At 64.4% G+C, this 26,756-nt stretch carries 25 protein-coding genes; 10 read left to right on the forward strand and 15 right to left on the reverse strand.

The window, feature by feature from the left end; translation table 11 throughout:
• Positions 1-43 precede the first annotated feature (43 nt).
• Positions 44-1,441, forward strand: coding sequence for an aminotransferase (locus GB927_RS20840; protein WP_256119134.1), 1,398 nt, complete (start codon positions 44-46; stop codon positions 1,439-1,441).
• Positions 1,442-1,480: 39 nt separating this feature from the next.
• On the opposite strand, the gene GB927_RS20845 is transcribed toward GB927_RS20840, so the two are convergent.
• Positions 1,481-3,265: a helix-turn-helix domain-containing protein gene (locus GB927_RS20845; RefSeq protein WP_256119135.1), complete on the reverse strand. Its 1,785-nt coding sequence runs from the start codon at positions 3,263-3,265 to the stop codon at positions 1,481-1,483.
• 134 nt (positions 3,266-3,399) lie between these two features.
• Between GB927_RS20845 and GB927_RS20850 the strand changes: the two genes are divergently transcribed.
• Positions 3,400-3,981, forward strand: coding sequence for an amino acid synthesis family protein (locus GB927_RS20850; RefSeq protein ID WP_256119136.1), 582 nt, complete (start codon positions 3,400-3,402; stop codon positions 3,979-3,981).
• A 44-nt stretch (positions 3,982-4,025) separates the two neighbouring features.
• Positions 4,026-5,456, forward strand: coding sequence for an aldehyde dehydrogenase family protein (locus GB927_RS20855; RefSeq protein ID WP_256119137.1), 1,431 nt, complete (start codon positions 4,026-4,028; stop codon positions 5,454-5,456).
• A 62-nt stretch (positions 5,457-5,518) separates the two neighbouring features.
• Here the strand turns inward: GB927_RS20855 and GB927_RS20860 are convergent, their stop codons facing one another.
• A complete protein-coding gene (locus GB927_RS20860; RefSeq protein WP_256119138.1) occupies positions 5,519-6,769 on the reverse strand; it encodes a D-amino acid dehydrogenase in 1,251 nt (416 codons plus the stop codon).
• A gap of 24 nt (positions 6,770-6,793) precedes the next feature.
• Complete coding sequence (gene alr / locus GB927_RS20865; protein ID WP_256119139.1) at positions 6,794-7,927, reverse strand: alanine racemase; 1,134 nt, start codon at positions 7,925-7,927, stop codon at positions 6,794-6,796.
• 124 nt (positions 7,928-8,051) lie between these two features.
• Here alr and GB927_RS20870 point away from each other — a divergent pair, with 124 nt between their 5' ends.
• The 4 genes from GB927_RS20870 (at position 8,052) to repC (ending at position 12,873) form a co-directional block, all read left to right on the forward strand.
• Positions 8,052-8,525 carry an Lrp/AsnC family transcriptional regulator gene (locus GB927_RS20870; RefSeq protein ID WP_256119140.1) on the forward strand — a complete coding sequence of 158 codons (474 nt, stop codon included), beginning with the start codon at positions 8,052-8,054 and terminating at the stop codon, positions 8,523-8,525.
• A 560-nt stretch (positions 8,526-9,085) separates the two neighbouring features.
• Positions 9,086-10,336: a plasmid partitioning protein RepA gene (gene repA / locus GB927_RS20875; protein ID WP_256119141.1), complete on the forward strand. Its 1,251-nt coding sequence runs from the start codon at positions 9,086-9,088 to the stop codon at positions 10,334-10,336.
• Positions 10,336-11,403 (forward strand): plasmid partitioning protein RepB, encoded by a 1,068-nt coding sequence (gene repB / locus GB927_RS20880; protein ID WP_256119359.1) that lies wholly within the window; start codon positions 10,336-10,338, stop codon positions 11,401-11,403. Before repA ends, repB begins: the two co-directional genes overlap by 1 nt.
• A gap of 261 nt (positions 11,404-11,664) precedes the next feature.
• Complete coding sequence (gene repC, locus GB927_RS20885; protein ID WP_256119142.1) at positions 11,665-12,873, forward strand: plasmid replication protein RepC; 1,209 nt, start codon at positions 11,665-11,667, stop codon at positions 12,871-12,873.
• Between the two features lie 225 nt (positions 12,874-13,098).
• Here the strand turns inward: repC and GB927_RS20890 are convergent, their stop codons facing one another.
• Together GB927_RS20890 and GB927_RS20895 are read right to left on the reverse strand one after the other, a co-directional pair.
• The gene (locus GB927_RS20890; protein ID WP_256119143.1) at positions 13,099-13,698 is read right to left on the reverse strand and encodes a pentapeptide repeat-containing protein; all 600 of its coding nucleotides are present in this window, start codon (positions 13,696-13,698) and stop codon (positions 13,099-13,101) included.
• Positions 13,695-14,537 carry a MurR/RpiR family transcriptional regulator gene (locus tag GB927_RS20895; RefSeq protein WP_256119144.1) on the reverse strand — a complete coding sequence of 281 codons (843 nt, stop codon included), beginning with the start codon at positions 14,535-14,537 and terminating at the stop codon, positions 13,695-13,697. The genes GB927_RS20890 and GB927_RS20895 overlap by 4 nt, the downstream gene beginning before the upstream one ends.
• 154 nt (positions 14,538-14,691) lie before the next feature.
• Here GB927_RS20895 and GB927_RS20900 point away from each other — a divergent pair, with 154 nt between their 5' ends.
• Both GB927_RS20900 and GB927_RS20905 read left to right on the forward strand, forming a co-directional pair.
• Positions 14,692-16,149 (forward strand): MFS transporter, encoded by a 1,458-nt coding sequence (locus GB927_RS20900; RefSeq protein WP_256119145.1) that lies wholly within the window; start codon positions 14,692-14,694, stop codon positions 16,147-16,149.
• A 7-nt stretch (positions 16,150-16,156) separates the two neighbouring features.
• Positions 16,157-16,834, forward strand: coding sequence for an aspartate/glutamate racemase family protein (locus tag GB927_RS20905; protein WP_256119146.1), 678 nt, complete (start codon positions 16,157-16,159; stop codon positions 16,832-16,834).
• Here GB927_RS20905 and GB927_RS20910 read toward each other — a convergent pair.
• The gene (locus GB927_RS20910; protein ID WP_256119147.1) at positions 16,831-17,415 is read right to left on the reverse strand and encodes a tyrosine phosphatase family protein; all 585 of its coding nucleotides are present in this window, start codon (positions 17,413-17,415) and stop codon (positions 16,831-16,833) included. The two genes, GB927_RS20905 and GB927_RS20910, sit on opposite strands and share 4 nt — an antisense overlap.
• A 134-nt stretch (positions 17,416-17,549) precedes the next feature.
• On the opposite strand from GB927_RS20910, the gene GB927_RS20915 reads away from it, so the two are divergent.
• Positions 17,550-18,410 (forward strand): NmrA family NAD(P)-binding protein, encoded by an 861-nt coding sequence (locus tag GB927_RS20915; protein ID WP_256119148.1) that lies wholly within the window; start codon positions 17,550-17,552, stop codon positions 18,408-18,410.
• 18 nt (positions 18,411-18,428) lie between these two features.
• Here GB927_RS20915 and GB927_RS20920 read toward each other — a convergent pair whose 3' ends face one another.
• The 9 genes from GB927_RS20920 to GB927_RS20960 all read right to left on the reverse strand — a co-directional run bounded on the left by GB927_RS20920 (position 18,429) and on the right by GB927_RS20960 (position 26,732).
• The gene (locus GB927_RS20920) at positions 18,429-19,223 is read right to left on the reverse strand and encodes an ABC transporter permease (RefSeq protein WP_369431696.1); all 795 of its coding nucleotides are present in this window, start codon (positions 19,221-19,223) and stop codon (positions 18,429-18,431) included.
• Positions 19,224-19,234: 11 nt separating this feature from the next.
• Positions 19,235-20,116, reverse strand: a complete 882-nt coding sequence (locus GB927_RS20925) for an ABC transporter permease (protein WP_256119150.1) — start codon at positions 20,114-20,116, stop codon at positions 19,235-19,237.
• Positions 20,113-21,180, reverse strand: coding sequence for an ABC transporter ATP-binding protein (locus GB927_RS20930; RefSeq protein ID WP_256119151.1), 1,068 nt, complete (start codon positions 21,178-21,180; stop codon positions 20,113-20,115). Before GB927_RS20930 ends, GB927_RS20925 begins: the two co-directional genes overlap by 4 nt.
• 16 nt (positions 21,181-21,196) lie before the next feature.
• On the reverse strand, positions 21,197-22,252 hold the full coding sequence (locus GB927_RS20935) for an ABC transporter substrate-binding protein (RefSeq protein ID WP_256119152.1): 1,056 nt from the start codon (positions 22,250-22,252) through the stop codon (positions 21,197-21,199).
• Between the two features lie 58 nt (positions 22,253-22,310).
• Positions 22,311-22,973, reverse strand: a complete 663-nt coding sequence (locus GB927_RS20940) for an RraA family protein (RefSeq protein WP_256119153.1) — start codon at positions 22,971-22,973, stop codon at positions 22,311-22,313.
• 11 nt (positions 22,974-22,984) lie between these two features.
• Positions 22,985-23,788, reverse strand: coding sequence for a carbon-nitrogen hydrolase family protein (locus GB927_RS20945; RefSeq protein WP_256119154.1), 804 nt, complete (start codon positions 23,786-23,788; stop codon positions 22,985-22,987).
• A 105-nt stretch (positions 23,789-23,893) separates the two neighbouring features.
• Positions 23,894-24,790: a LysR family transcriptional regulator gene (locus tag GB927_RS20950; RefSeq protein WP_256119155.1), complete on the reverse strand. Its 897-nt coding sequence runs from the start codon at positions 24,788-24,790 to the stop codon at positions 23,894-23,896.
• Positions 24,791-24,850: 60 nt separating this feature from the next.
• Positions 24,851-26,347 (reverse strand): amino acid permease, encoded by a 1,497-nt coding sequence (locus GB927_RS20955; RefSeq protein WP_256119156.1) that lies wholly within the window; start codon positions 26,345-26,347, stop codon positions 24,851-24,853.
• Between the two features lie 25 nt (positions 26,348-26,372).
• Positions 26,373-26,732 carry a DUF1937 family protein gene (locus GB927_RS20960; RefSeq protein ID WP_256119157.1) on the reverse strand — a complete coding sequence of 120 codons (360 nt, stop codon included), beginning with the start codon at positions 26,730-26,732 and terminating at the stop codon, positions 26,373-26,375.
• Between the last annotated feature and the right edge of the window lie 24 nt (positions 26,733-26,756).

Here is a 26,756-nt window from a genome sequence, read left to right on the forward strand (position 1 = left end):
CTCGTCGAGACCTCCACCCGAAGGAGTGAAAGGGAGATCGGAAATGAACATCGAGGTACGGCACGAGCTTGGCGACGAAGGCCCGAAAGACGCCGCGCGCCAGCACCTGATCAATCCGTCGGAAGAGATGGCCAAGCTCGGCCGGTCCGACCGGCCGCTTTTCACGCATGCGGATGGCATCTATGTGTGGGACGACGCCGGGCGCAAGCTGATCGACGGGCCTGGCGGCATGTGGTGCACCCAGATCGGTTATGCCCGCCGGGAAATCGCCGACGCCATCCGCGACCAGGCGATGACGCTCAGCTACAATTCGCCCTGGTACTTCGTGAACGAGCCGGCGGCGGAGCTTGCGCGCCGCATCGCCGAACTGGCGCCGGGCGACCTGAACCACGTGTTCTTCACGACCGGCGGATCGTCCGCCGTCGATTCCGCGCTCCGCTTCATGCAGTTCTACAACAATGTGCTCGGGCGCGCGAACAAGAAGGCGATCATCTGCCGCATTGACGGCTACCACGGCAGCACCCAGTTGACCGCTGCCTGTTCCGGCCGCGCCTGGAACCGGCCGAACTTCGACCTCGCCTCCGACCAGATCGCTTTCATCTCCGCGCCCAACACCTTCCGCCGGCCGCGTGGCATGTCGGAGGCGGCCTTTCTCAATTTCCTCGTGGAGGAATTCCGATCCAAGGTTGCCGAGCTCGGACCGGAAAATGTCGGCGCTTTCCTTGCCGAACCGCTTCTGGCGTCCGGCGGCGTCATCGTGCCGCCGAAGGGCTACCACCAGCGAATCCTGGAGATCTGCCGCCAGCACGACATCCTCTATATCTCCGACGAGGTGGTCACGGCCTTCGGACGGTGCGGCCATTGGTTCGCGTCCGAGGATGTCTTCGATATCGTTCCCGACATCATCACCTTCGCCAAGGGTGTTACGTCAGGCTACCTGCCCCTCGGCGGCCTCGTGATTTCGGATGCCGTTCTTGGCCGCATCAGCGGAGAAAATGCGAAGGGCAGCTTCTTCACCAACGGCTATACCTATAGCGGCCATCCGGTGAGCTGCGCCGCGGCACTCGCCAATATCGATGTCATTTCCCGCGACCGCATACTCGAGCATGTGCGCGAGACAGCGCCATACTTCCAGGAAAGAATCGGGTCGCTGCGGGACCTGCCGCTTATCGGCGATACGCGCGGAACAGGGCTGCTCGGATGCGTGGAATGTGTGACCGATCCTTCTTCCGAGCAAGCGACCAAACTCGACGCCGAAATGGCCCTTCGTGTTGACCGCGAATGCTACGAGGCCGGTCTTATCGTGCGGCCGATCTCGAACATGTGCGTGCTCTCCCCGCCGCTTATCATCACGCGTGAGGAGATCGACACGATCGTCGGCATCCTCGGGCGCAGCATCGAAAAGGTCACGAATGAGCTTCGGGCCGAGGGCCGGATCTGAAAAACGACGCCGCCGCGCCATGGGCGCGGTGGCGGTTTCCTATTCGTCGAGCAGCTTTGAAATCCTCAACGCCAACTCGAATTCAAAACGCTTCTGCGAGGATTCCAGATCGAGGCCGAACAGGTCGACGATCCGCGAGAGCCGGTAACGCAGCGTGGTGACATGGATGGCCAGCTGGTCCGCGCACTGCTGGTTGCGATAACCCGCATCCACAAAGCTCGAAAGCGTCTCGTAGAATTTCGTATCGTGCTCGCGGTCATGGAGAATGATCGGGCCCAATGAAGCGTTGATATGCGTTCTGATCTGCTGCAGATCGGCGGTGACCAGAAGCATGCTCAGCGGGCCAAGCATCGAGGCGGAGACGACGCCACGTTTTGCGAGCGAGAGGGCGATGTCCATGACGCAGGACAACCGCTCGAATTGCAGCGCATAGTCGGAAAGCCGCTCGCATGGATCACTGATCGCGATCGTCGGCATGTCGCGATGGTGGCGCATCACCTCCTGCATGATCTTCGCGGTGACGGTCTTCAGGTAGGCGGGGCTCGGTGCTTCGGGCTCCGGCAGCCAGACGACGATGCCGTTCTGCCTGGCAATGACGACCGCGCGCGGTTCGAAATGTTCCGCCAGAAAGGAAAGGCCGCGCAGGATCCCGTCCCGCACCTGGCTCCGGATGGCGTCGGCATTGATATAGGACACATAGAGAAGCCGGTGGCGCGCGCCTGTCCTGATCCCGAACTTCAAGGAGCGCTGCGCGATGTCATTTTCGCTTTTCCAGCTGCCTTCGATCAGTTCGATGAACAGCGCATCGAGGGAACGCTGTTCGAACTGGAAACGGATCTGGTTGCGCATCAATTGAACACTGAGAGCCTGCTTGGCGCTTTCGATGAGCAGAAGGTCGATTTCCGGAATTTCTTCGTCGCCGATGAAGATCAGCGCCCCGACCGCCTTTCCATCTACGGTGAGGCCGTGCATACGGGCGACCGCCGTGGCGGTCTGCGTCCCCTTCGTATAGTGGAAATCGACATTGGCGGTCGCGCCACCGGCGAGGCTTTCCGAGGCGAGGGTGAGGATCCTGTCGCCCAGTTCGCTCTCGACATAATGCCGCCATTCCTCGTCGTCGTAGAAGCGCGGGTCCGGGCTCTTGCTCGGGAGGATGGTGTTTGTCGTCCAGTCGACGACGAGAAGCGGCTGCTTGAAGATCGGATCGATCGTGGCAGCGAGATTGCGCACGGAATCGTCGGAGAGCGCCTGGTTCATCCACTGTATGTGTCGTCCTAGAACCTCCTCCTTCTGCTCCGCGGCAGTCTTCTGGGCCAGAATGTGCTTCTGTTTCTCCAGTGCTGCGGTTCCCAGCTGCACGATCAGCTTGATGAGGGACAGGTCATCCTGTTTCAGTTCCTTGATCTCGCGTGAGACGAGGGTGAGGACGATCGGGCGCCCCAGCAGATCGGTGCAGGCCATGGGTGTCACGAGGACGCTGCTGTAGTCCTTCTCGATCGATTCCCGCTGGAAGCCTGGAAACTCGGCGGATGTCTTGGCGTTGGGAATGAAGACCGGTTCGTTGTAGCGCAGGGCGACCAGGGAGGGGCTCGTTGCCAGTGCCCAGTTCGTCGCCCCGTCGTTCGGCACCAGTGCCGGGTCGTAGCGGACCGTGACATAGGCGTAACCGCTTGCCAGATCGATGCTCATGATCGTCCCGCGATACCAGTTGAGATGGTGGCATGCCGCGCGGATCAACTGCCTGAGGATGGTGTCGGTATCCTGCTCGGCATTGATCGACGTCGCGATATCGCTCAACGACGCGATAAGCTGGCTTACGTCCATGTCTCTCCTCCAGGCTCCCGAAGCTCCTATTATTCTATAGCACGTCATCGCAAGCTTCCTCTTTTTTGAGGAAGATCATGCGCCCTGTTTCCCTAGTCTTTGGCCATCCGAAAGCCAGGCATGGAGGTTGTGTGATGGCGCCCGCAATTCGAAAGTTCGTGACGTTTATCGAGGAGACCTTCATTGAAGGGGGACGACATTCAGACCGGCCCGTCACCGCCGTCGGCGTCGTCGCCATTCTGGAAAACCCCTGGGCGAACCAGCCCTTCGTCGACGATCTCACCCCGATCATCAATGCCTATGCGCCTATTCTCGGCGAGGAGATGACACGTCGTCTCGTTGCCCTGCTGCCGGCGGAGCGCATCGAGGCCTATGGCAAATGCGCGGCCGTGGGGCTGAATGGCGAGGTCGAGCACGGCTCGGCGCTCATCCACACCCTGCGGTTCGGCAATATCTTCCGTCACGCGGCGCAGGGCACCAGCTATTTGAGCTTTGCCAACACGCGCAATGCTGCCGGCGCGCTGCTCTCGCTGCCGATGACGCACAAAAGCGTTACGGGCACCCGCTCGCACTTCCTGACCCTGAACCTGCAGGTGGCGGATGCGCCTCGGGAAAACGAAATCCTCATCGCGATCGGCGCGTCCGATGGCGGCAGGCCGCATGCACGCATCGGCGACCGCTTTCGCGACATGGAGGAGATGGGGATCAAGGCGTGACCTTGAACCCCGCAAACGGCAAGTGCACGGAGAGGGCGGACGGGATGCTGGACAGAAGACAATTCTATATCGACGGAAAATGGTGTGCGCCTGCGCAGGAAAGGACGATGGAGGTGCTCAATCCGGCGACGGACGAGCCCTTTGCCGTCATTTCCTCCGGCTCGGAGCAGGATGTCGACCGGGCCGTCGCCGCTGCCCGGTCCGCCTTTGCGTTCTGGAGCAAGGTCGGACTGACGGAAAGGCTCGGCTATATCCGCCGGATCGTCGATATCTACCAGTCCCGTCTCGCCGAAATGGGGAAGGCCATCTCGCAGGAAATGGGCGCGCCGATCGACTTCGCGACCCACTCCCAGGCTGAAGCCGGCCTCTACCACGCAAGGGCCTTTCTGGCGGCGCTCGACGAGTATCGTTTTGAAGAGCTCTTGCGGCCGGACCTGCCCGACCAGAGGATTCTTCACGAACCCATTGGCGTCTGCGGCCTCATCACGCCGTGGAACTGGCCCATGAACCAGCTGGCGCTGAAAGTCATACCGGCAATCGCGACGGGCTGCACCGTTGTTTTGAAGCCCTCCGAAATCGCGCCGATTTCCTCCATGCTGTTTGCCGAATTCGTCGACGCAGCCGGGCTTCCCGCCGGCGTCTTCAACCTCGTCAACGGGGAGGGGGCGATCGTCGGCGAGGCGCTGAGCCGCCATCGCGACGTCGACATGATATCGTTCACGGGCTCCACCCGTGGTGGCGCGGCAGTGTCGCGCGCCGCTGCGGCAACCGTGAAGCGTGTGTCGCTGGAACTCGGAGGCAAGTCGCCGTTCATCGTCTTTGCCGACGCGGATGTGCAGACCGCCGTGGCACGCGGCGTCATGCAATGTTTCAACAATACCGGGCAATCCTGCAACGCCCCGACGAGGATGCTCGTCGACAAAACGGTGTATGACGAAGCCGTCGCGGTCGCAAAGGCGACAGCCGAGGCCGTTGCCATCGGCCAGCCGGACGAACCGGGCGATCATCTAGGCCCACTAGCCTCGCACGGCCACTATGCACGGGTCCAGGACCTGATCGACGTCGGCATAAAGGAAGGCGCGCGCGTCGTCGTCGGGGGGCTTGGCCGTCCCGATGGTTTCGAGAAGGGAAGCTTTGTCCGGCCGACGGTCTTTGCCGATGTGGACAATACCATGACGATCGCCCAGGAGGAGGTGTTCGGCCCGGTCCTCACGATCATTCCGTTTTCCGGCGAAGACGAGGCTATCGCCATAGCCAATGACACTCGCTTCGGCCTTGCCGCATTCGTCGAAACCGCGGACCTCGACCGGGCGCAGCGGGTGGCGCGACAATTGCGCGTCGGCATGGTCCAGATCAACGGCACGCCCAAGGCGGCCGGCAGCCCGTTCGGTGGCTACAAGCAATCCGGAAACGGGCGCGAAGGCGGCAGATGGGGCCTTGAGGACTACCTTGAGGTCAAGCTCATCAGCGGTTGAACCAACGGCTGATCGCGACATGGAAATGGTCGCGATCGGCGTTCACTCCGTTCCAGCAGCCGTCAGGCGTATCGCGCAACGGCAAGGTCAGTGGCATCAATATCCGGTTTTCTGCCAGAGACGATGTCGGCAATGACGCGGGCGGAACCCGAGCTCATCGTCCAGCCGAGCGTGCCGTGGCCGGTGTTGAGGAAGAGGCCGGCGATCTTCGTCGCGCCGATGACCGGCGTGCCGTCCGGCGTCATAGGCCGAAGGCCCGACCAGAAGGTGGCTTTGCCGGTGTCCCCGCCAGGGAACAGATCCATGACGGAATGCTCAAGTGTGCGGCGACGGGTAAGGCCGAGGTCATTAGTGTAGCCTGATATTTCTGCCATGCCGCCGACGCGGATGCGATCGCCGAGGCGGGTGATCGCGATCTTGTAGGTCTCGTCCATCACGGTCGATTCCGGCGCACGCGCCGCGTCGGTGATCGGGATGGTCAGCGAATAGCCCTTGACCGGATAGACCGGCAGGCGAATGCCGAGGGGACGAACCAGCAGCGGCGAATAGCTGCCGAGCGCCACAACCACCGCGTCGGCCGAAAGCTTTCCCGTGCCGGTCGTGACGCCACGCACCCTTCCTGCATCAACGTCGAGGGCATTGATTGCAGTGTTCCACATAAAGCGAACGCCGAGCGCCTCTGCATTCGCCGCCAACGCATTGGCGAACTTGAAGCAATCGCCGGTCTCGTCCTTCGGCGTCAGCAGGCCGCCGACAATTTTTTCGCGCACATGCCTGAGCGCCGGCTCCACGCGGATGCAGCCCTCGGGGTCGAGCACCTCATAGGGAATGCCGTCGGCGGCGAGCGCCTTGACGTCCTTGGCGGAGGCGTCGAGCTGTGCCTCGGTGCGGAAGAGCTGCAGCGTACCCTGCATGCGCTCGTTATAGGCGATGCCGGTTTCCTCGCGCAGGGCGGCGAGCGCGATGCGGCTGTAGTCGGCCAGCCGCAACATGCGGCTCTTGTTGATGGCGTAGCGCCGCGAGGTGCAGTTGGCGAGCATCTGCGCCATCCAGGAAAGCATGGTGGCATCGATCTTGGGCCGCAGGATGAGCGGCGCGTGCTGCATGAACAGCCACTTCATCGCCTTCATGGGAATGCCGGGAGCGGCCCAGGGCGAGCAGTAGCCGAAGGAGACTTCGCCGGCATTGGCGAAACTCGTCTCCAGCGCCGGGGCGGGCTGGCGGTCGACAACCGTGACCTCGTGGCCGGCCCTGGCAAGTTGATAGGCCGACGTGACGCCGATAATGCCGGCGCCCAGAACGATGACTTTCATGGATCCTCACTTGGAAAGAAGGGGTCAGCAATATTGCCGTTCGTATCGGCGGCCGAGACCGGTCAGAATTTCGTAGGAAATGGTGCCGGCGTCGCGTGCGACATCCTCAAGCGTCTGGTGAGGTCCGAGCACCTCCACGAGACTGCCGCATATCAGGCGGCCCGCCGGCAGGGCGGAGATGTCGATGATGATGCTGTCCATCGAGACGCGCCCGATGATTGGCAGGCGGATACCGTCGCAATAGACCGCGCCCCGGCCACCGAGACTGCGCGGCAGACCGTCCGCATAACCGGCGGCAATGGTGGCAAGCCGCATTTCGCCCGTCGTGACATGGCTGGCGGCATAGCCGACACGCGTGCCAGCCGACACGGTGCGTGTCTGCACGACGGCGACATCGAGGCGCACGACCGGCTCCATCGGATTGTCACGCCCGGCGGTTGGCGCGCCGCCATAGAGCGCGATGCCGGGGCGGGCGAGCGCGCCGTGGTAGACCCTTCCGAGAAAGATGCCGCCCGAATTGGCGAAGCAAACGTCGAATTCAGGAAACTCGACCGAGATGCGCTCCATCTCGGCACGTTGGTCATCGTTCTGGTCGCTGTCGACATCGTCGGCGGAGGCGAGGTGACTCATGATGAAGAGGACCTCGATCCGGCCGTCGGCCTCGACGTATTCTGAAAGCATCGCCCGGTCTTCCGGCGGCACGCCGAGGCGCGACATGCCGGTGTCGAATTGCAGCACGGCCGGCAGCGTGCGGCCGAGCGTCTTTGCGGCGGCACACCATTGCCGCCACTGGCCCAAAGAATTGATCACCGGCACGATGCCGCTGCGTGCGCAGGCGAGTTCGTTTTCGGGCTGCAGGCCGTTCAGCACGAAGACCGCGGCGTCCGCGGCAAGAAGCGGCCGCAGGCGAAGGGCTTCGACAAACTGGGCGACGAAGAAATGACGGCAGCCCTGCGCGTAGAGCCTGGGTGCGACCCGATCGGCGCCGAGGCCATAGGCATCCGCCTTGACCACCGCCGCCGCGCGCGCCGGGGCCACCTCTTTCGCCAGCTTTTCGTAGTTGCGGGCAAGTGCGGCTAGATCAATGGTCAGATAGCCCGTTGCGCCGCCCGTGCGGATCGCGTCGCTCTGCCCGTCTTCATGAATTCCGATATGCATGTCCAGCCCCCGACTTCAGCGGAGCCTATTGAAACGATCACGAAATTTGGCACTAAATGGCGCTTGATTATTGTGCTAGATCACGATTTTTGAATGAAACGACGAAGATTTGGAATGTTCTGCGATGATGGCTCTGGACGCAATCGACCGCAATATCCTGAGGCTCCTCCGGCTCGATGCGCGCATGAGCAATGCGAGCCTCGCCGTCGAAGTGGGTCTTTCGCCTTCGGCGTGTTTGCGTCGGATCAAGCTGATGGAGCAGACGGGCGTCATCCGTGGCTATACCGCCCTCGTGGATGCGGGAAATGTCGAGTCCACAATTGCCGTCATCATCAACGTCACGCTGGAACGGCAAACGGAAGACTACCTCGATCGCTTTGAGGCGGCCGTGCGCAAATATCCGGAAATTCGAGAGTGCTTCCTGATGACGGGCGGCTCGGACTACCTGCTGCGCGTCGAGGTCGCCAATGCAGGCGAGTTCGAGCGCATCCACAAGGAAATCCTCTCGGCCATGCCGGGTGTTTCGCGGATCCATTCAAGCTTTGCGATCCGCAACGTGCTCGCGACACGGCCAAGGAGACAATCAAAGCGCGTCTGAATGGAAACAGGTGGGGCTGTTGCGATGCCACAGTTGGCGGCGACGGCGACGCCTCCTGATCCACAGCGCGCCACAGCCAGTGCTTCTTGCCGCGGATCGAAACGAAATGGCTTGATCTCGTGTCATCCATGACGCCGAGTCTCGCCGTGGAAGAGAATCGCGTCCAACGACCTTTCGGAATCGGTTCGCGCGGATCGATTCATGCGCGTGATGGGTTCGCGATGTTAACAGGTGTCAACGCGGCCGTGGTGAATCCGGTGGATGACCGCGGCGGCGCCAGGGGCGAAAAGCCCGGTTTTCCAGCCTCGCGCCGGGTTCGGCGTTAAGATTTCGTTAACCAAAAAACGCTTGACGCGACTCGGAAGCTGCCGCACCGTCCCTAACGGAACCGGGCGAAGATTGTAACTTTCGCCGTAACTGCCAAAAGCATCTGTAGATTCTCCCGTCCCCGCATATCCCCGGGGTGGAGAATCGGAGACACTATAGGCGAGACGATCCGCCCGATCATGACGGGACAGGGGGATTGAGCCCAAAGACTGGGCAAGGAACGGAGACTGCGGATGGCCAAGCCGTCGGAGACAGCGTTGGGAGAACAGGTGCCGCTTCGCCCGGCCGACGAGACCATTGCGGAAGATGCGCATGCGCTTTCCGTGCAGCTCCAGGCGATGCGCGACCGGCTCTTCCCGCCGACCTCGCAGAAGACGCTGCGCAGCTTCACCTCCGGCGAGGCGGCGCGGCTGATCGGCGTGTCGGACGGCTACCTCAGGCAAATCTCGCTGGCGGGGGAGGGGCCTGAACTTGCGACCGGCCCCGGCGGCCGGCGCATGTATTCGCTCGCCGACATCGACGCGCTGCGCCATCACCTCGCCGAGCAGGCCCGCGCCAAGGGCAATGCCGCCAAGGCCCGCGCCTATGTGAAATGGCGCGACCCCGCGCGCGGCGAACACCTGCAGGTCATCTCCGTCACCAATTTCAAGGGCGGCTCCGGCAAGACGACCTCTTCCGTGCATCTCGCCCAGCATCTGGCCATGACCGGCCACCGGGTGCTCGCCATCGACCTCGATCCGCAGGCCTCGCTCTCGGCGCTCTTCGGCTACCAGCCGGAACTCGATCTCGTCGGCAACGACACGATCTACGGCGCGATCCGTTACGACGCAGAAGTGCGCCCGCTCTCGGCGATCATCCGGAAAACCTATTTCCACAATCTCGACCTGGTGCCGGGCAATCTGGAGCTCCAGGAATTCGAACATGCGACGCCGCGTGCGCTGACCGAGCGCAAGGCCGGCGAGGCGCATGGCCTGTTCTTCACGCGGGTGCAGGCGGCACTCGCCTCGGTCGCCGACGATTATGACGTGGTGGTGATCGATTGCCCGCCGCAGCTCGGTTACCTGACGCTGTCGGCGCTCTGCGCCTCGACCTCGGTCATCGTCACCGTGCATCCGCAGATGCTCGACGTCGCCTCGATGAGCCAGTTCCTGTTCATGACCTCCGACCTGCTCGGCGTGGTGCGCGAGGCGGGCGGCCAGCTCAATTTCGATTTCCTGCGCTACCTCGTTACCCGCTACGAGCCGCATGACGGGCCGCAGGCGCAGATCGTCGGCTTCCTGCGCTCGCTCTTCGGCAACCGGGTCCTGACCTCGGCCATGCTGAAATCCACCGCCGTCTCGGATGCCGGCCTCACCAAGCAGACGCTCTACGAGGTCGGCCGCGAGAATTTTTCGCGCGGCACCTATGACCGGGCGATGGATTCGCTGGAGGCCGTCAACAGCGAGATCGAACAATTGCTGCACACTGCATGGGGACGCGCATGATGACCGGCCGCGACCGCAAGAATTCCATCAAGGCCTTGTTCGGCGGCGATATCCTGCCGGCCGGCGAGGTGGCACCCGAGACGAAATCGCTGCCCGCCGCCGGCGAGCCCGGCCGCACGTCGTCGGGCGCCGTCAAGGCGATGGGGCTGACGCTGTCCTCGATCACGCGGGAAGCCGAAGAGGCGCGCGCGCTCCGCCAGGCGCTGGAGGAGGGCGAGCGCATCGTCGCGCTCGATACCGACCGCATCGAGGCGTCCTTCGTCAACGACCGGCTCTCCGACGAGGAGCGCGACGACGCGGATTTCCTGGCGCTGGTCGACAGCATGCGCGACAGCGGCCAGCAGGTGCCGATCCTCGTTCGCCCCGCACCTGTTACGGACGGAGGAGGGGAGGGCCGCTATCAGGTTGCCTATGGTCATCGGCGCCTGAAGGCTGCGCGCCGCCTCGGCCAGAAGGTCAAGGCGATCGTGCGGGCTTTGTCCGACGAAGAGCTGGTGCTGGCGCAGGGCAAGGAGAATGCCGAGCGGCGCAACCTGAGTTTCATCGAGCGCGCGCTGTTTGCCCAGGCGCTGGTGGCGCGCGGCTTCGAGCGCCGGCTTGTCGGTGATGCGCTCGCCGTGCAGAAGAGCGAGCTGTCGCGCCTGCTTCAGGTGGCCGACAGCGTGCCCATCCGTTTCGTGCGCGAGATCGGCCCGGCGCCAAAGGCGGGGCGCGAGCGTTGGATGGCGCTGGGGGCGCTCTTCGAGAACGGCAACGGCGCGGAAATCGAGAAGGCGACCGACGAGGTCACGTCCGAGCAGTTCCGCCGGGTCGGCAGCGACGAGCGGTTCCAAAAGCTGTTCGACCGGCTGATGCATCGCGCACCGAAGGCGGTCGCGGCGGTGGAGGAAGTCCGCAAGGCCGATGGCGGGCTTCTCGCCAAGGTGGAGCGCAAGGGCAAGGCGGTGCGCATCGCGTTCCCGCCGGATGTCGACCCGGCCTTCATCGCACGGCTCACGGCGCGGCTGGAAGAGGATTATGCAGCCTTTCTCGCTGCCCGGAAGGGCGAAATGGCGGGCAAAAGCTGAGCGCAAGTCACACTGATTCGGCCGTGTGAACGGCCGGCAACACCCAGAGAAACCAGCGGAAGGAAGCGCGGAGACAAGAAAAAAGGCCCCCAAAACGTCACCATTTCGGAAGCCCTCTTCTATGTAGCAATTCGAGAGAATCACTTCCAAGGGTCAAAGTCAAGCGCCGTCGGCATCTGATGCTGCACGGCACAAGGGACTTCGCCTGCCTGACCGGCGGCGTTGACGGGACCTCCTTGCCTCTCAAAAGAGGACCCGACCATGATGGAGCAGATTGCAACGACGCCTTTCGGCGGCGGGCGGATGAGTGCGCGCCTTTTCATGCGGCAGCGCGAGGCGGCGGAGCGGCAGGAAAAGCTGCGCGCCGGCGGCGGCGGCAATGACAATGGACGCGCCGACAAGTGGCAGCTGATGCGCGCCGTGACGGAGGCGCGCGGCGTCTTCGGCATCGGCGACCGTACGATCAGCGTGCTGGAGGCGCTCGTCTCCTTTGCTAACGAGCGCGAGCTCGACGGCACGGCGCCGATCATCGTCTTCCCGTCCAACCGCGAGCTTTCGCTGCGGGCGCGCGGCATGGCCCCGGCGACGATAAGGCGGCATCTGGCGGCGCTCGTCGAGGCCGGCCTGATCTTCCGCCGCGACAGCGCCAACGGCAAGCGCTTCTGCCGGCGCGACGAGAAGGGCGCGTTGGAGGATGCCTTCGGCTTCGATCTCGCGCCGCTGGCGCTGAAGGCCGGCGAAATCTTCGAGGCGGCCGAACGTGCGCGCGCCGAGGACAGGGCCATGCGGGCGCTGAGGAGCGAAGTGACGCTGCACCAGCGGGATATCGCCAAGATCATCGCCACGGCGCTGGAAGAGGGCAGGGCGGGCGATTGGCTCGGTCTTGCCGACCGTCTCGCAGATCTTGTGGCAGGGCTCGGACGCCGCACCGCCGCAGACATCCTGGCCACGCGCCGCGATGGCCTCCAGCGTCTCAGGGCCGAAGTGGAAAACGCTTATCTCTCAAGCCTTTCAGAGCAAGAAATGAGCGGCAGTGCGCATCAATCTGAGCAGCATATTCAGAATTCAAACACAGACCAACCTATTGAACCATATGGCCGGGAAAATGAAACGGCGAAGGCGGCACCCGAGCAGAAGATGGCGATCAGTCTCGACCGGCTGATGCGGCTCTGCCCGCAGATCGCCGATTATGCCCGCAACGGCGTGAAAAGCTGGACGGACCTCGTGGCGGCGGCGGATCTGGTGCGCTCGATGCTGGGCATTTCGCCCGATGCCTGGCGCAAGGCGAAGGCGGCGATGGGGGATGCGGCGGCTGCGGTGGTCATCGCCGCCCTGCTGGAACGCGGCGAAGCCATCCGCTCGCCCGGCGGCTATCTGCGCGACCTCACCGATAAGGCGGAACGTTCGGCCTTCAGCATCTATCCGATGGTGCAGGCGCTGGAACGCGGGCAGGGGCGGGGGCAAGCGTGAGGCGGTTGACAGCTCCCGGCAAATTGCGCGCAAAAAAAAGGGCCGACGGAAAACCGTGGCCCTTGAAGTGTGAAGGTCAAAAACCTCCAGAGGGGAACAGCTGATGCGATGGACTGGGAGGAACCATCACGTGCATCAACTGCAGGCACTATGCCCAACTTTTGACCTTTTGATAAACATTTTTTGTGCAGTGCAGCTATGCAGGAACGCGAGGGCTGGTTGCCCTCACTTCAGCCGCACATCCAGCCCGAGCGCCTCGGCGATGAAGATGGTCTGGTCGATGGTGATGATGGCGTCCTTGAGGTGGATGGTTTTGAGCTCGATGGCGCTGAGATCGCTTCCCCGGAGGTCGCAGCCGTTGAAATCGGCATTGTGCAGCAGCGCGCCGGAGAGGTCGGCATTGCGGATCGAGCCCGAGCGGCACTGGGCGCCCGTCAGGTCCGCCTCGCGCAGCCTCGTGCCGGAAAACGAGGCGCGGCCGAGATCGGCATGGGCGAGGCCCGCAAAGGACCAATCGCCCTCCACCACCTTGATCGTGTCGAAGGCGCAATCCTCGAAGCGGCTGCCGACGAATTTGCAATTGGTGAAGCTCGCATCGAAGAACTTGCAGGCGATAAAGGTGCAGTTGACGAAAGCGGCATCGCGGTGGGCCGAGGCGTTGAAGCGGGCGCTGCGGAACACGCAGTCGGAAAAGACACTGCCGATATTCTCCGCCTCCGTCAGGTCGAGATCGGAAAACAGCGTGTCCGCATGACGCTCCCGCTCCAGTTTACGGCCGTACCAGTCGGCGCGGGTGATCGTGGTCTCCGGACGCTGGCTACTCACAGCTCCTCCAGCGTATCGCCGAAGCGTTCGATGCCGCGCAGGCGGGTGCGGCCGGCAGCACCTGCCCGTTCGATTGCGCGGGTGGTGATGAGGTGGCAGACGGCCATGACGGAGACGTGGTTGAAGAGGGGGCCGGGGGCGAGCGTCTGGCAGCGGAAATGCCAGGTGGCGCTTGCCCGGTGGGCGACGCCTTCGTCGGTAATGTAGAGCAGTTTCGCGCCGCTTTTCTCGATGGCCGAGAGGATCGCCTCCATCTGCGCGATGCGGCGGCGCAGGCCGAAGACGATGGCGACGTCGTGGTCGGTGACGCTCACAAGATGTTCGCCGAGCGTCTGGCCGGCGCCGGGGATGGCGACGATGTTTTCGGCGACCTGCGTCATCTGCCATTGCAGATAATCGGCAAAGGGGTGTGAGCTGCGAAAGCCGACGACCCAGGTCTTGCGCGCCTCCAGCACGGCGTCGGCCACGGCGTTCACCTGCGCGTCGGTGATGGTGGCGAAGGTGCCTTCGAGATTGGCGATGCCCTGGGCGACGTGGGCGGCCACCGACTGGTCGCCGGCCGCATCCGTCGAGGTGGCCAGAAACAGGCGCGAACCGGTCTGCCGCTCGTCGCGCGCGTGGCGGCGCGCCTCCTCGTAGTTCTCGTAGCCGAGGCGGCGCACGAAGCGGGTGACGGTGGCGTTCGAGACCTGGGCGAGCCGCGCCAGTTCCGAGGCGGAATAGCTCGCAAGTTCACCCGGAAAATCGCAGACGAAATCGCCGAGCCGCCGCTCCGCCGGATGCAGGTCGTCCAGCGCATCCCTCACCCGGAACAGGAACGAACGATCCGTCGAACTCATCTCACCCCAAACCCTCGTTTGCCATCGCCTGCTTGTAACGGAGGGACCGGCCTTCGGGAAGAACAGGGCGCTCACAAGTTTCTCTTGAAAAGATCATTTCTTGAAGGCATAGTATGAAAATTGATTTTCACGCTGATGCCAGGAGGAGGAGACTATGGCAGCAGAAGGTATGGTGCAGTCCGGCAAATCATCGCCGGTCATTCGGCAACTGGAAGGCGCGCTCACCCGGATTGGAGTGACCGGGGCGCACAAACAGATCATCGCATTGGTGCTGATCGGCTGCCTGTTCGACAGTTTCGAGCAGAACACGATCGGCGTGTCCGGCCCGCTCCTGAAGGAGCACTGGGGCCTGACGGGCACGGATATCGGCTTCCTGAACACGATCACCTTCGGCAGTGCGGCCATCGGCCGCCTGCTTTCGGGCATTCTCGGCGACCGCTACGGCCGCCGCGTCATGCTCACCGTCAACCTGCTGCTGTTCTCGTTGGGCTCGGCAGCCTGCGCGCTGGCGCCGGACTTCATGTTCCTGTGCATTGCGCGCGCCATCGTCGGCTTCGGCGTCGGCGGCGAGATTTCGACCGCCGTGACCATGCTGTCGGAATTCTGCTCGCCAAAGTTCCGCGGAACGGCGGCCGGCCTCGTCAATGTGGGCGCCGGCGGCTTCGGCAACTTTCTCGCACCCGTCTACGGGCTGATGATCTTCAGCATCTTCCCTGGTGAAGATAGCTGGCGCTGGCTCTTCGCCTCGCTGGCGCTGCCCGCCCTGCTCGTCGTGTTCTACCGCCGCTACGTGCCGGAAACACCGCGTTTCCTTGCCTCGCAAGGGCGGATAGACGAGGCGAACGAGGTGCTCTCGGTGCTGGAATCCGGGTCGCTGCGGCCGAAGAACCTGGTGGTGCGCGAGCACCTGACGAAGGACCAGGCGACGGACGCGCCGCCGACCAAGGGCGCCTGGAAGGAACTGTTCCGCGCGCCCTTCCTCGGCCGCATCGTGCCGGTGTCCATCGCCATCCTGATGAGCTATGGCGCGCAGCTTTCCGTGCTGACGCTGATGCCCGTCATCTTCGTCTCGATGGGTTACACGCTGCAGGGCAGCCTGCTCTACAGCATGATCATCCAGAGCGGCAGCGTGCTCGGCGCCATTGCGGCCTCGATGTTCGGCTATTACTTCCCGCGCAAGCGCGTGCTGACCGTCGGCGCGATCTGCGCCTGCCTGGCGGCGCTGTCGATCATGTATCTCGGCACCACCATCTATCTGGTGCTGTTCTTCGGCGCGCTCTTCCAGTTCTTCGTGCTCCTGCTCAACACGTCCATCTGGATCTATGCGCCGGAACTGTTCCCGACCCGCATCCGCGCCTTCGGGGTGGCCTTCATCCTGGCTTCGGGCTCGGCGGCCGGTTCCTTCGTGCCCACCATTTCCGGCGCGCTGTTCGACCATTACGGCATGGTCGGCGTGTTCGGCCTGGCGGCGGCCATGTATGCGGTCTTCGCGGTGTGCATTCGTCTCGGACCGGAAACCTACGGCATGTCGATGGAGGACATCACGCAGCGCGCCGATGCCACCACCGAAAGCCCGGAGCTTGCCGTGCAACCCCTGAAAGCTGGAGCTTGAACCAAGCATGACCCCGCACATCCTGTTGATCAATCCCAACAGTTCCGAGGCGACGAGCGAGATGATGCACGCCATCGCGCTCAACGCTCTCGCCGGCAGGCTGGCGGTGAAAACCGTCACCGCCAGCCGGGCGCCCTCCATGATCGTCACGCCCGAGCAGCTCACGGCATCCGCCGCCGAGGTGGTCGAACTGGGCGCGGCACATGGACGGGAGTGTGTGGGGATCATCGTCAGCGCCTTCGGCGATCCCGGCCTTGCCGAGCTTCGCCGCAAGGTGGCCGTTCCGGTGGTCGGCATCTGCGAGGCCTCGATGATCGAGGCTTCGGAGGGCGGGCGCCGGTTCGGCGTGGCGACCTCCACGCCGGATCTGGCCGAAGCGATCGGCCAGCGGGCGCATGATCTCGGCCTTGCCCATCTCTATACGGGCATCCGCTGTACGGCGGGCGATCCGGTGGCGCTTGCCGCCGATCCGGCCCTCCTCATCGAGGCGCTCGCCGGTGCGGTCGGCGCGTGCATCGGGGAGGACGGCGCGCAGGCCGTGGTCATCGGCGGCGGCCCGCTCGGCGAAGCAGCCAAGGCGCTCCGCCCCCGCTTCGGCAAGCCGGTGCTGGGACCGATCCCGTCGGCCGTCGAGCGTATCGTCGGCCTCATTGGCGAGGCCGACCGGGTGTCCAGGGCGATCTAGTCGAGGATCGCCATCTTCAGCTCGGCGTCGCGGCCGAGCGTCGTCATCCATTCGGTGAACTGCGGCCGGCTCTTGATCTGCCGGCCGTAATGGCGACGAAGGGCGGCCGTCAGGTCGCCCTTTCGGCTGAGCTGTTCATCGGCAAAACCCACCATCTGCGAATTCGGCCAGGCCTGCGGGCGGATGGCGACGAGGCGGGCGAACAGGCTTTCGGCCGGCTCGTCCGGGTTCGCCTGCGCCATCAGCGTCAGCATGGCGGCCGTCGAGCGCGACACGCCCATATGGCAATGCACCAGCAGGTGGCTCGGCCCCTTGGCATCCTGCCGGGCGTGGAAATCCGTGCCGAAGCGCAGGATTTCCTGCGTGTGGTCCGGATGCGGCATCACGCGCTCCGGCGCGGCGGCGATGATGTCGTGGAAGCGCAGCGTCGTGCGGTGATGCGTGCCATAGGCCAGGAAGGCTTCCAGCTCCGGATAGTCCGGATCGATGATGGAGAGCACATGGGTGACGTTGCGCGTGCCGTGGCCCGGCAGTTCATCGATCCCGCACACCGTCAATTCCGGCGTAAAAACCACATCCATGTCCATCTCCAACACTGCGTTTCGGCTTTGCCGCAGATAGCACCTGCACCGCCCGCCCGGCAAACCTATTCGGCCCGGTTTTGGAACCCTGTCGCGGCAAATGGGTTTTTTCGGGGAAGACCAGGAGGTGACCCATGTTTGTCGTTCTCGGAGCAACCGGCCATATCGGCGCAAACCTCGTGCGCGCGCTCGACCAGGCGGGCCAGCGGGTGATCGCCGTGCTGCACGATGCGGACAAGGCCGGCGCCATCGCGACGGCAAGGGTGGAGCCGGCGGTGGTCGACATCACCGACACCGAGGCCCTGCACAAGGTGCTGCGTTGCGGCCACCGCGCCTTCCTGCTCAACCCGCCGGCCGATACACGCGGCGACAGCGACGCCGCCGAGCTTGCGACGGCGCGCAGCATCACGGATGCGCTGGAAGGTTCGGGGCTGGAAAAGATCGTCGTCGCCTCGACCTATGGCGCGCAGAAGGGCGAGGCGATCGGGGATCTCTCGGTGCTCTACGACTTCGAGCAGCGGGCGAAGGCGAGCGGCATTCCCACCGCCATCGACCGCGCGGCCTATTATTATACCAATCTCGACATGCTGCTGGACCCGGCGCGCGGCGGCACGCTGCCGACAGCCTTTCCGGCCGACATGGTGCTGCCGATGGTCTCGCCGACGGATCTGGCGGAGGCGGCCTATCGCCGGCTGGTGAGCGGGCTCGACGATGTCGGCATCCGCTATGTCGAAGGCCCGCGGGCCTATACGTTCCAGGACGTCGCCAACGCCTTTTCCGCCACGCTCGGCCGGCCGGTGGTGGTGGAGACCACGCCGCGGGAAGGCTGGGAGCAGAGTTTTCGCGAGGCCGGCTTTTCCGCCGAGGCGGCGCGCGCCTATGCCCGCATGACCGCGGCGACGGTGGACGCGCCGGCGCGGCCGGACAATCCCATCCGCGGCACGGTGACCTTGCAGGCCCATATCGACAGCCTGGTCGCCTCCGGCACGCCGTGAGCCGGAGGCGAGGGGGTCCTACTTTACGAAGGCTTTGCCGAGGCCCATGGCGCGTTCCACGATCATGATGACGGCGAGCGTCAGGAGGATGAGGAGCGCGGAGGCGGCGGCGACGAGCGGGTCGGCCTGGTTGTAGACGTAGTTGTAGAGCTCGACGGGCAGCGTGCTGATTCGCGGTCCGGTGAGGAACAGCGTGATCACCACCTCGTCGAACGAGACGAGGAAGCACAGCGCCGCCGCCGCGACGATGCCGGGGGTCAGCATGGGCACCGTGACGCGGAAGAACACGGTGAGCGGCTTGGCGCCGAGCGTGCGCGCCGCCTCCTCGCAGGCGCGGTCCTGCGTGCTGAGCGACACCGCCAGCACCCGCAGCGCGTAAGGCAGCGTCACCACCAGGTGGGCGAAGACCAGGCCGTGCATCGTCGCTAGCAGCCCGAAGGAGGCGAAGACGATGAGGATGGCAAGGCCGAGCACGATGGTGGGCAAAAGCAGCGGCGCGGTGAAGAGGTTGAACAGCAGGTCGCGGCCGGCGAAGGTGAGCCGCGTCATGACCCAGGCGGCGGGCACGGCGATGACGATCGACAGGGCCGTGACGATCGCCGCGAGCGACAGGCTCGTCCAGAAGGCCTGCAGCATCTGGCTGTTGGCGAAGAGGGCCGAATACCAGCGCGTCGACCAGAAGGACGGCGGGAAGCGCAGCACCTGGTCGCCCGAAAAGGACAGCGGGAAGACGAGGATGACCGGCGCCAGCAGGTAGACGAAGAGCAGGAAGACGAGGATGCGCATCGGCCAGGAGGTCTTGTGGATTTCCATCATCTTTCCTCCTAGTCGAGACGCCGCAGCACGGCGGAGTAAGCCCATAATGCTGCACCGAAGACGATGAGCACGAGGATCGACAGCGTCGAGGCGAGCGGCCAGTTGAGCGTGACGATCGCCTGGTCGTAGATCTCCGTCGCCAGCAGGAACACCCGCCCGCCGCCCATCAGCTTGGGCGTGATGAAGGACGAGACGGCGAGTACGAAGCAGAGCAGGCAGCCGAGCGCGATGCCGGGCAGGGTCAGCGGCAGGATGACCTTCATGAAGGTGCGCGACGGCGTGGCGCCGAGCGTGCGCGCGGCCTCTTCCACCCGCGGATCGAGCCGGCCGAAGCCGGCCATCAGCGCGAGGATCATGTAGGGCATCAGGATTTCGGTGAGGCCGATGAAGACGCCCTTGATGTTGAACATCAGGCTCGGCGCCGGCAGGCCAAGCGCCTTGATGGCGCCGACCACCGGCCCGTCGTCGACGAGGATGGCGATCCAGCCATAGGTGCGCACGACGGCGGAGGTCAGAAGCGGCGAGATGACGAGCACGGTGAGGAAGGTGCGCCAGGCGCCGGACGCGCGGTGCAGGTAGAGCGCGATTGGATAGGAGACGACGAGCGTCGTCAGCGTGATCGCCAGGCTGATCCAGACCGAGTTGAACACCAGTTCGAGATAGAACGGGTCGCTCAAGAGCCCCGCCCAGTTCTCCCAGGTGAAGACGGCCTCGATGCCGCCGCCGACGCGCGATTTGTTGAAGGAGTAACGCGCGAGGTTCAGCACGGGCAGGATGAAGCCGATCGCGTTGATGAGCGCGATGGGCAGGAGCAGGAGCACGGCGAGTTCGCCGTCGCGCCATTGCCGGGGTGCCGCCGGCACGGGGGTGGTGGTGGGGACGGCGCTCATTGTTCGCCCGCCGGATAAACGAGCGTGTCTTCCGCCGACCAGCCGAGCGTGACCGTGTCGCCGACGGCAAGCGCGCTGCGGTCGCGCCGCGTCGCCTCTTCCACGACGACCTCCGCATCGCCGACGCGCACGGCATATTGCACGAGGTCGCCGATGAAGGTGATGCCGGAGACGGCGCCCTTCACCCGGTTGGCGGTCTCGGCAGCGTCATCGATGCGGATGCGGTGCGGGCGCACGAGGATCTCGACGGCGCCGGGCGGCAGCGTGGTGGCGGAACGCAGCTGGTGGCCGGCCGCCGTCAGCGTGCCCTCGGCGGTGATCGCGCCCTTGAGGCGGTTGGTGCGGCCGACGAAATTGGCGACGAAGGCGGTGGCCGGTCGCTCGTAGACCTCCGTCGGCGTGCCGAACTGCTCGACGCGACCGCCGCGCATCACCACGACGCGGTCGCACATCGACAGCGCCTCGACCTGGTCGTGCGTGACGAAGACGGCGGTGATGCCGCTCTGCTGCTGGAGCGCGCGGATCTGCACGCGCATCTCATCGCGCAGCTTCGCGTCGAGGTTCGACAGCGGCTCGTCGAGGAGCAGGATCGATGGCTCGATGACGAGCGCGCGGGCAAGCGCCACGCGCTGCTGCTGGCCGCCGGACAGTTCCTTCGGCTTGCGGTGGGCGAGGTGGCCGAGCTGGACCATGTCCAGCGCCTGCGCCGCCCGGCTTTCCGCATCGCGCGACGGGATGTTGCGCATCTGGAGACCGAACGCGACGTTGCGCGTGACGTTCATATGCGGAAACAGCGCATAGCTCTGGAACACCATGCCCATGTCGCGATCATGGATGGGAAGGCGCGTGATGTCGCGCCCTCCCACCATGATGCGGCCCCGGGAGGGTTTGTTGAGCCCGGCGATGATGCGCAGCGTCGTGGTCTTTCCGCATCCCGACGGGCCGAGGAAGGCAACCATCTCGCCCTTGCGGACCGAGAGGTCGAGCGCGGGGATGACGTTGACGGCGCCGAAGCTGACGCCGATCCCTTCCAGTCTGAGATGCTCTTCGGGTGCAGATGTCATCGGTTGCAGACCTCCATCAACGGCTGAGCGGGATGACGCGGCGGCGCCACTGCTCGGTGATGGCATCGCGGATCTTGGCGACCTCGAGCCAGTTGATGTCGATCATCTTGTCCATCGCGCCGGCGGCGGTGCGGCTCAGCGCCTTTTCCGAGATGAGGGCGGCGGCCTTGGAATTGGTCGGCGCGTAGAACATCTGCTCGGTGAAGGCGGCCTGCGCCTCCGGGCTCAGCGCATAATCGATGAATTTCTTGGCGCTGTCGCTGGCGGGGCCGCCCTTGACGAGGCCGATCACGTTGATCTGGAAGCCGCTGCCTTCCTCCGGCAGCACGACGCCGAGCTTGCCGTCGGAAAGATCGGCATAGACCTGCGCCCGGGCATTCCAGCCGATGCCGATCGCCGCCGTGCCGCTGGAAATCGGCTGGTAGACGTCCGGCCGCGGTTCCCAGGTCTGCACGAGGGGAGCGAGTTCGGCCAGCCGATTGATGCCGGCCTCGACGCTTTCGATGTAGTTGGTGCCGCCCGCCATCTTGTCGGTGATGATGGTGAAGGTCGTGCCCTGGATATCCGGCACGGCGGGAATGGAGACCTGCTTGGCATATTGCGCGTCCCACAGCGCATTCCACGAGGTGGGCACGGTCTTCACCTTGTCGGTGTTGTAGAGCAGGACGAGGTTGTCGAAGGTGACGCCGACGGCGTTGACGCCTTCGGCCTTGGCCTGCGGGTAGAGGTCGGCCAGATGCTTGGTCACGCTCTCGTCCATCGGCGCGAAGATGCCCTCGTCGGTCGCGGCCTTGGCGACGGAGACGTCCATGATGGCGATGTCGATCTGCGGGGCGCTGGCCTGGGCGCGCAGCGTGCCGAGCATCTGGGCGGAGTTGGGCATGCCGTAGAATTCGACGGTAATGTCCGGATTGGCCTTCATGAAGGGCTCGACGACGGCCTTCACGTAGTTTTCCTGGAAGATGCCGGAATAGGCGGTGAGCACCACCGTATCGGCCATCGCCACCGAAGTGGCGAGGGCCATGGCAAGCGCGGCAAGGCCGGCGCGGGTTGCGTGTCTGGTCTTGGTCATGAGTTTTCCTCCACTCTTGGACCGAATTGTTCCCATATGCTTATAATGTTGGGCCGCCTCAGGCGGCCGAGGCTTCCACGATTTTCGTGGCGCCGGATATGTCGGGCAGCTTCTCGCCCTTGCGCAGGCGTTCGAGCAGCACGAGTTCGCTTTCCTGCATGGCGAGCGCCTTGTCGACTGCCCATTCCGCCTTCGACGGATCGAGCACCAGCACGCCGCTTTCATCCGCAATCACGGCGTCGCCCGGATTGACCGTCTGCCCGCCGACCGAGACCGGCACGTTGATCGCGCCTTCAAGGCCCAGGATCTTGGTGGTGATCGGCGAGGGGCCGCGGCACCACATGGGCAGGTCGACGCGGCGGATCTCGGAGAAATCCGTCGCCGGGCCATCGATGACCGCGCCGACAATGCCGCCGAGCTTCATCGAATGGGTGACGACACCGCCCCAGCAGGCGTGTTTGTCATCGCCGCAGCGGTCGACGACGATGAAATCGCCCGGCCGCACCAGCTTGGTGAGATAGTGCAGGATGGTCGAATCCGCATGGGGCAGGCGCACGGTGACGGCCGTGCCGCCGACGCGCTTTTCCGGCAGGACGGCGCGCAGTTCCCGGTTCAGGAAGCCCGAATGCAGGAAATGGCCGACGGTCGCGGTCTCGACCTGTTCCATCTTCTTTATGAGTGCCGGAGCGATCTGCTGCGGCATGGGGTTGACGATGAACATGGCTCTTTCCTTCACAGAACGTGATGCTGGGCGACGGGCACGTCGCGGCGCACGCTGCCGATGCGATCGAGGTCGAGGCGGGCCGAGGCGGCGCTGACGCCATCCGAGCACTGGGCGACCATGTGGCCCCAGGGATCGATGACCATGGAATGGCCCCAGCACCACTTCTTGCCGTCCGCATGCGCACCCGCCTGGCCGACCGCGACGAAATAGGTCTGGGTCTCGATGGCGCGGGCGCGGGCGAGCACTTCCCAATGGTCCTTGCCGGTCATCAGCGTGAAGGCGGCGGGAAGCACGATGACGTCGGCGCCCTTGTCGCGCAGTGCGCGGAACAGTTCCGGGAAGCGGATGTCGTAGCAGATGGCGCAGCCGACCGTGGTCTCGCCGACCTTGTAGGTCACCACGTCCTCGCCGCGGCCGATCGTGTCGGATTCGCGGTAGGAGACGCCGCCGGGCGTGTCGACGTCGAACAGGTGGATCTTGCGGTATTTCGCGATTTCCTTGCCCTCGGGGCCGAAGACCACGGTGGCATTGTAGTGGCTGTTGCCGGCCTTCTCGACCATCGAGCCGGCATGCAGCGTCACGCCGAGTTCCTTGGCGAGTGCTGCGAAGCGCTGGTAGGTCGGGCCGTCCGGGAAGCTTTCGCCGCTGCCGTGCACCGCATCGCGGCCCTCGCCGAGAAAGGCGAAATATTCCGGCAGAACCACCAGGTCCGGCCCTTCCGCGGCCACTACGTCGCGCACCATGCGCTCGGCGTCGTCGAGGTTTTTCGCTTTGTCGGAACCGGAATTCATTTGCACAATACTGATCTTCATCGAAGTCCTCCAAGTCTCAGTCCGGGTATCGTCAGGCCAGAAGATTGGAATGACAAACGACAAAGAATTGTCGTCCCTGATAGAAAAAACTTGTGTGGACGACCTTTAGGCCGAGATGCCGGTCGTGTCGAGCGAAGCCTCTCTGGCGATGACGGAAAGCATTGACGGAATTAGGTTTTCCGGGTCGTCGGCATAGACCGCGTGGAGCTTGAGGGCCGGAAATTGCGGGGTGATCGACAGGCGCTCGACCACGCCCTCGGCGATCATCGGCACCACCATGGGCACCGGCAGCAGCGCGACCCCGATGCCGTCACGGGCCAGCCGCAGCATGGCGGAGAGCGAGTTGGAATTGGAAATGACCGGCGGCTGCACGCCCATTTCCTCGAACTGCCGCAGCAGCCAGATATGCGGCACGCTGTTGCGCGAGAAGGTCAGCACGGGGTGTTCGGCGAGGTCGTGCAACGTGAGCTCGCGCCCGCCGAGACCGAAGGACGGCGTCGCCACCCAGGCGCATTCCATGGTGCCGAGATCGATGTTCTTGAGGCCGGGGGTCAGCACCGGGCCCATCAGCAGCGCGAGGTCGAGCCGGCGTTCGCTGATGTCCTTGCCGATCGCCAGCGACGTGTCGACGTTGAGATCGAGGCCAAGCGCGGGAAAGCGTTCCTTCACGCGCTCGATGAAATTGGGCAGCCAGGCATGCACGATGGAATCGATGGTGCCGATCGACACGGTGGCGCGCAGATGCTGCGGGCTGCCGATCGCCACCTTGAAGCTGGTCGCGGCCTTCAGCAGTTCCTCCGCCGGCTGCATGGCGCGCTGGCCGATGGTGGAGAGCCGCACGCCGCCCGGCACGCGCTCGAAGAGTTCGCAGCCCATCTCCGCTTCCAGGCTGGCGATGCGGTTGGAGACGGCTGCCTGGGTGGCGTTCAGCCGGTCGGCGGCGGCGCGAAAGCTGCCGAGCCGGGCCACCCAGACGAATGTTTCGACGAAACGCAGGTTCATGGCATGTCCCCCCGTTCCGTCGATACAGTCACAGCCGCGCGGTTTCCACGCGTTTTTTCGCTACTCGGCGGGTGTCGCGTTGAAATCGGCGCCGCGATCGGCGTCGAGGATCGCGTCGATGGCGATCAGCTCCGGCATCTTCAACCCCTTGGCGCCGCCGCGCGAGGCGAGCAGGTAGCCGAGATAGACCGCGCCGATCGCAAACATGATCGCCACATAGGACCAGGGTTTTGCGAAGGAGGCATCGCGGAAGATCGCGAGCTCGAAGGCGAGCCAGGCGATGGCGAGCACCAGCACCGGCACCTCCCATTTGCCGAGCGAAAAGCCCTGGCTCGGCGGCAGCTGGTGGCGCTTGGCGGCATACATCAGCACGGTCACCGCATAGATGATGGCCGGCAGCAGGGTGGCGGCGGAAAACAGCGAGAACAGCGCATCCGTCTGCTGCGAGAACAGCGCCAGGATGATTTCGCCGATGGCGGCGACGAGGATCGTCGCATTGACCGGCGTGTGCAGCGTCGGGCTGATCTTGTGCCAGAGCTGCCAGCCCGGGAAGCGCTCGTCGCGCGACATGGCCCAGACGAGGCGCGTGCCGGAGAGAAGGATGACGAGGCCGCAGGAGAAGATGGAGATCACCACCAGCACCAAGAGGATATTGCCGACGACCGGGCCGAGCACGCGGGAGATGACATCCGCGATGGGGGTGGCCGAGCTGCCGATTGCCGCCGGATCGCCCAGAAGCGCGGTGATGGCGATGAGGAACAGCATGCCGATGATGCCGAGGCTCAGCACCGCCTGCCACATGGCCTTCGGCACGACGCGCGCCGGCTCGCGGGTTTCTTCCGCAAGGTTGGCGGCGGATTCGAAGCCGACGATGGTGAAGGCGCCGAGCAGCGTGCCCATGATCCACGGACCGACCTTGGTCAGTTCGCCAAACCCATAATAGCCCTCCGGCGAGATGGTGCCGGTGCTGACGAGGTTGGAGAAGTCGAGTTCGTTGTTGAGGTAGCCGGCGGCGAAAAGCAGCACGACGAGGCCGATCATGCCGACGAGCTGGATGGTGACGGCGACGGCGTTGAAGCGCTGGGTAAATTTCGTGGAGAACGCGATCATCACCGCCTGCACGACGATGACGAGGCTGGTGATCCACCAGGCATTCGTCGGCGTGCCCTCATAGCCGAACAGCACCGGCAGCACGGTGGAGGCGATGGTGTAATCCACCGCGCAGAGCACGATGGCGAGGAAGGTGAAGCTGATCCAGCCCATGATCCAGCCGAAGACCGGATTGGAGATGCGCGAGGCCCATTGGTAGACATAGCCGGTGACGGGAATGCGCGCGGAAAGCGAGCCGAGGATGAAGGCGACCATCAGCTGGCCGACGACGACGACCGGCCAGGTCCAGATGCCCATCGGCCCTGACGTCGAGAGCATGGCGCCATAGGCGGTGAAGATGCCGGTGGCGATCGATACGAAGCCGAAGGCGACGGCGAAGGACTGGAAGGCGGTGACGTCGCGTTTCAGCGTGTCGTGCTCGCTTGCATGGTGTGTCGTGCTGTTCATGGTTCCCCTCCTGTTGAAAATTCAGTCATGCCGGAAAGTCGCGCTCGGCCTCGCTCCACAGGCTGACCCGGCGGCCGCGGTCCCTGAAGAAGTCGATCTCGCGGGCGACCCCGGCACTTTCCTTCCAGCCCGGTTCGTCGATGACGATCAGCTCCTCCATCGCCTCCATGAAGAGCGCATCGACCGGCGCCCAGAGGCGGCCGATCGCCGCCTTGTCGAGATGGGCGAGCTGGCCGTTGATCGGGTGCGACATGGAGACCTGGCTGAAGACGGCCGCCCCATTCGCCACGATGCGGGCGGCGACCGCGTTGGAAATGTCGAAGCGCCGTTCCACGACGGCTTTGTCCGCATGCCCGTAGGGGCACGCGAGGAAGATTTTTCGCATGTCTGGCTCCGTGAGGTTTTGGGA

Origin of the sequence: Shinella lacus (assembly GCF_010994755.1) — a bacterium.
Lineage (GTDB): Bacteria > Pseudomonadota > Alphaproteobacteria > Rhizobiales > Rhizobiaceae > Shinella > Shinella lacus.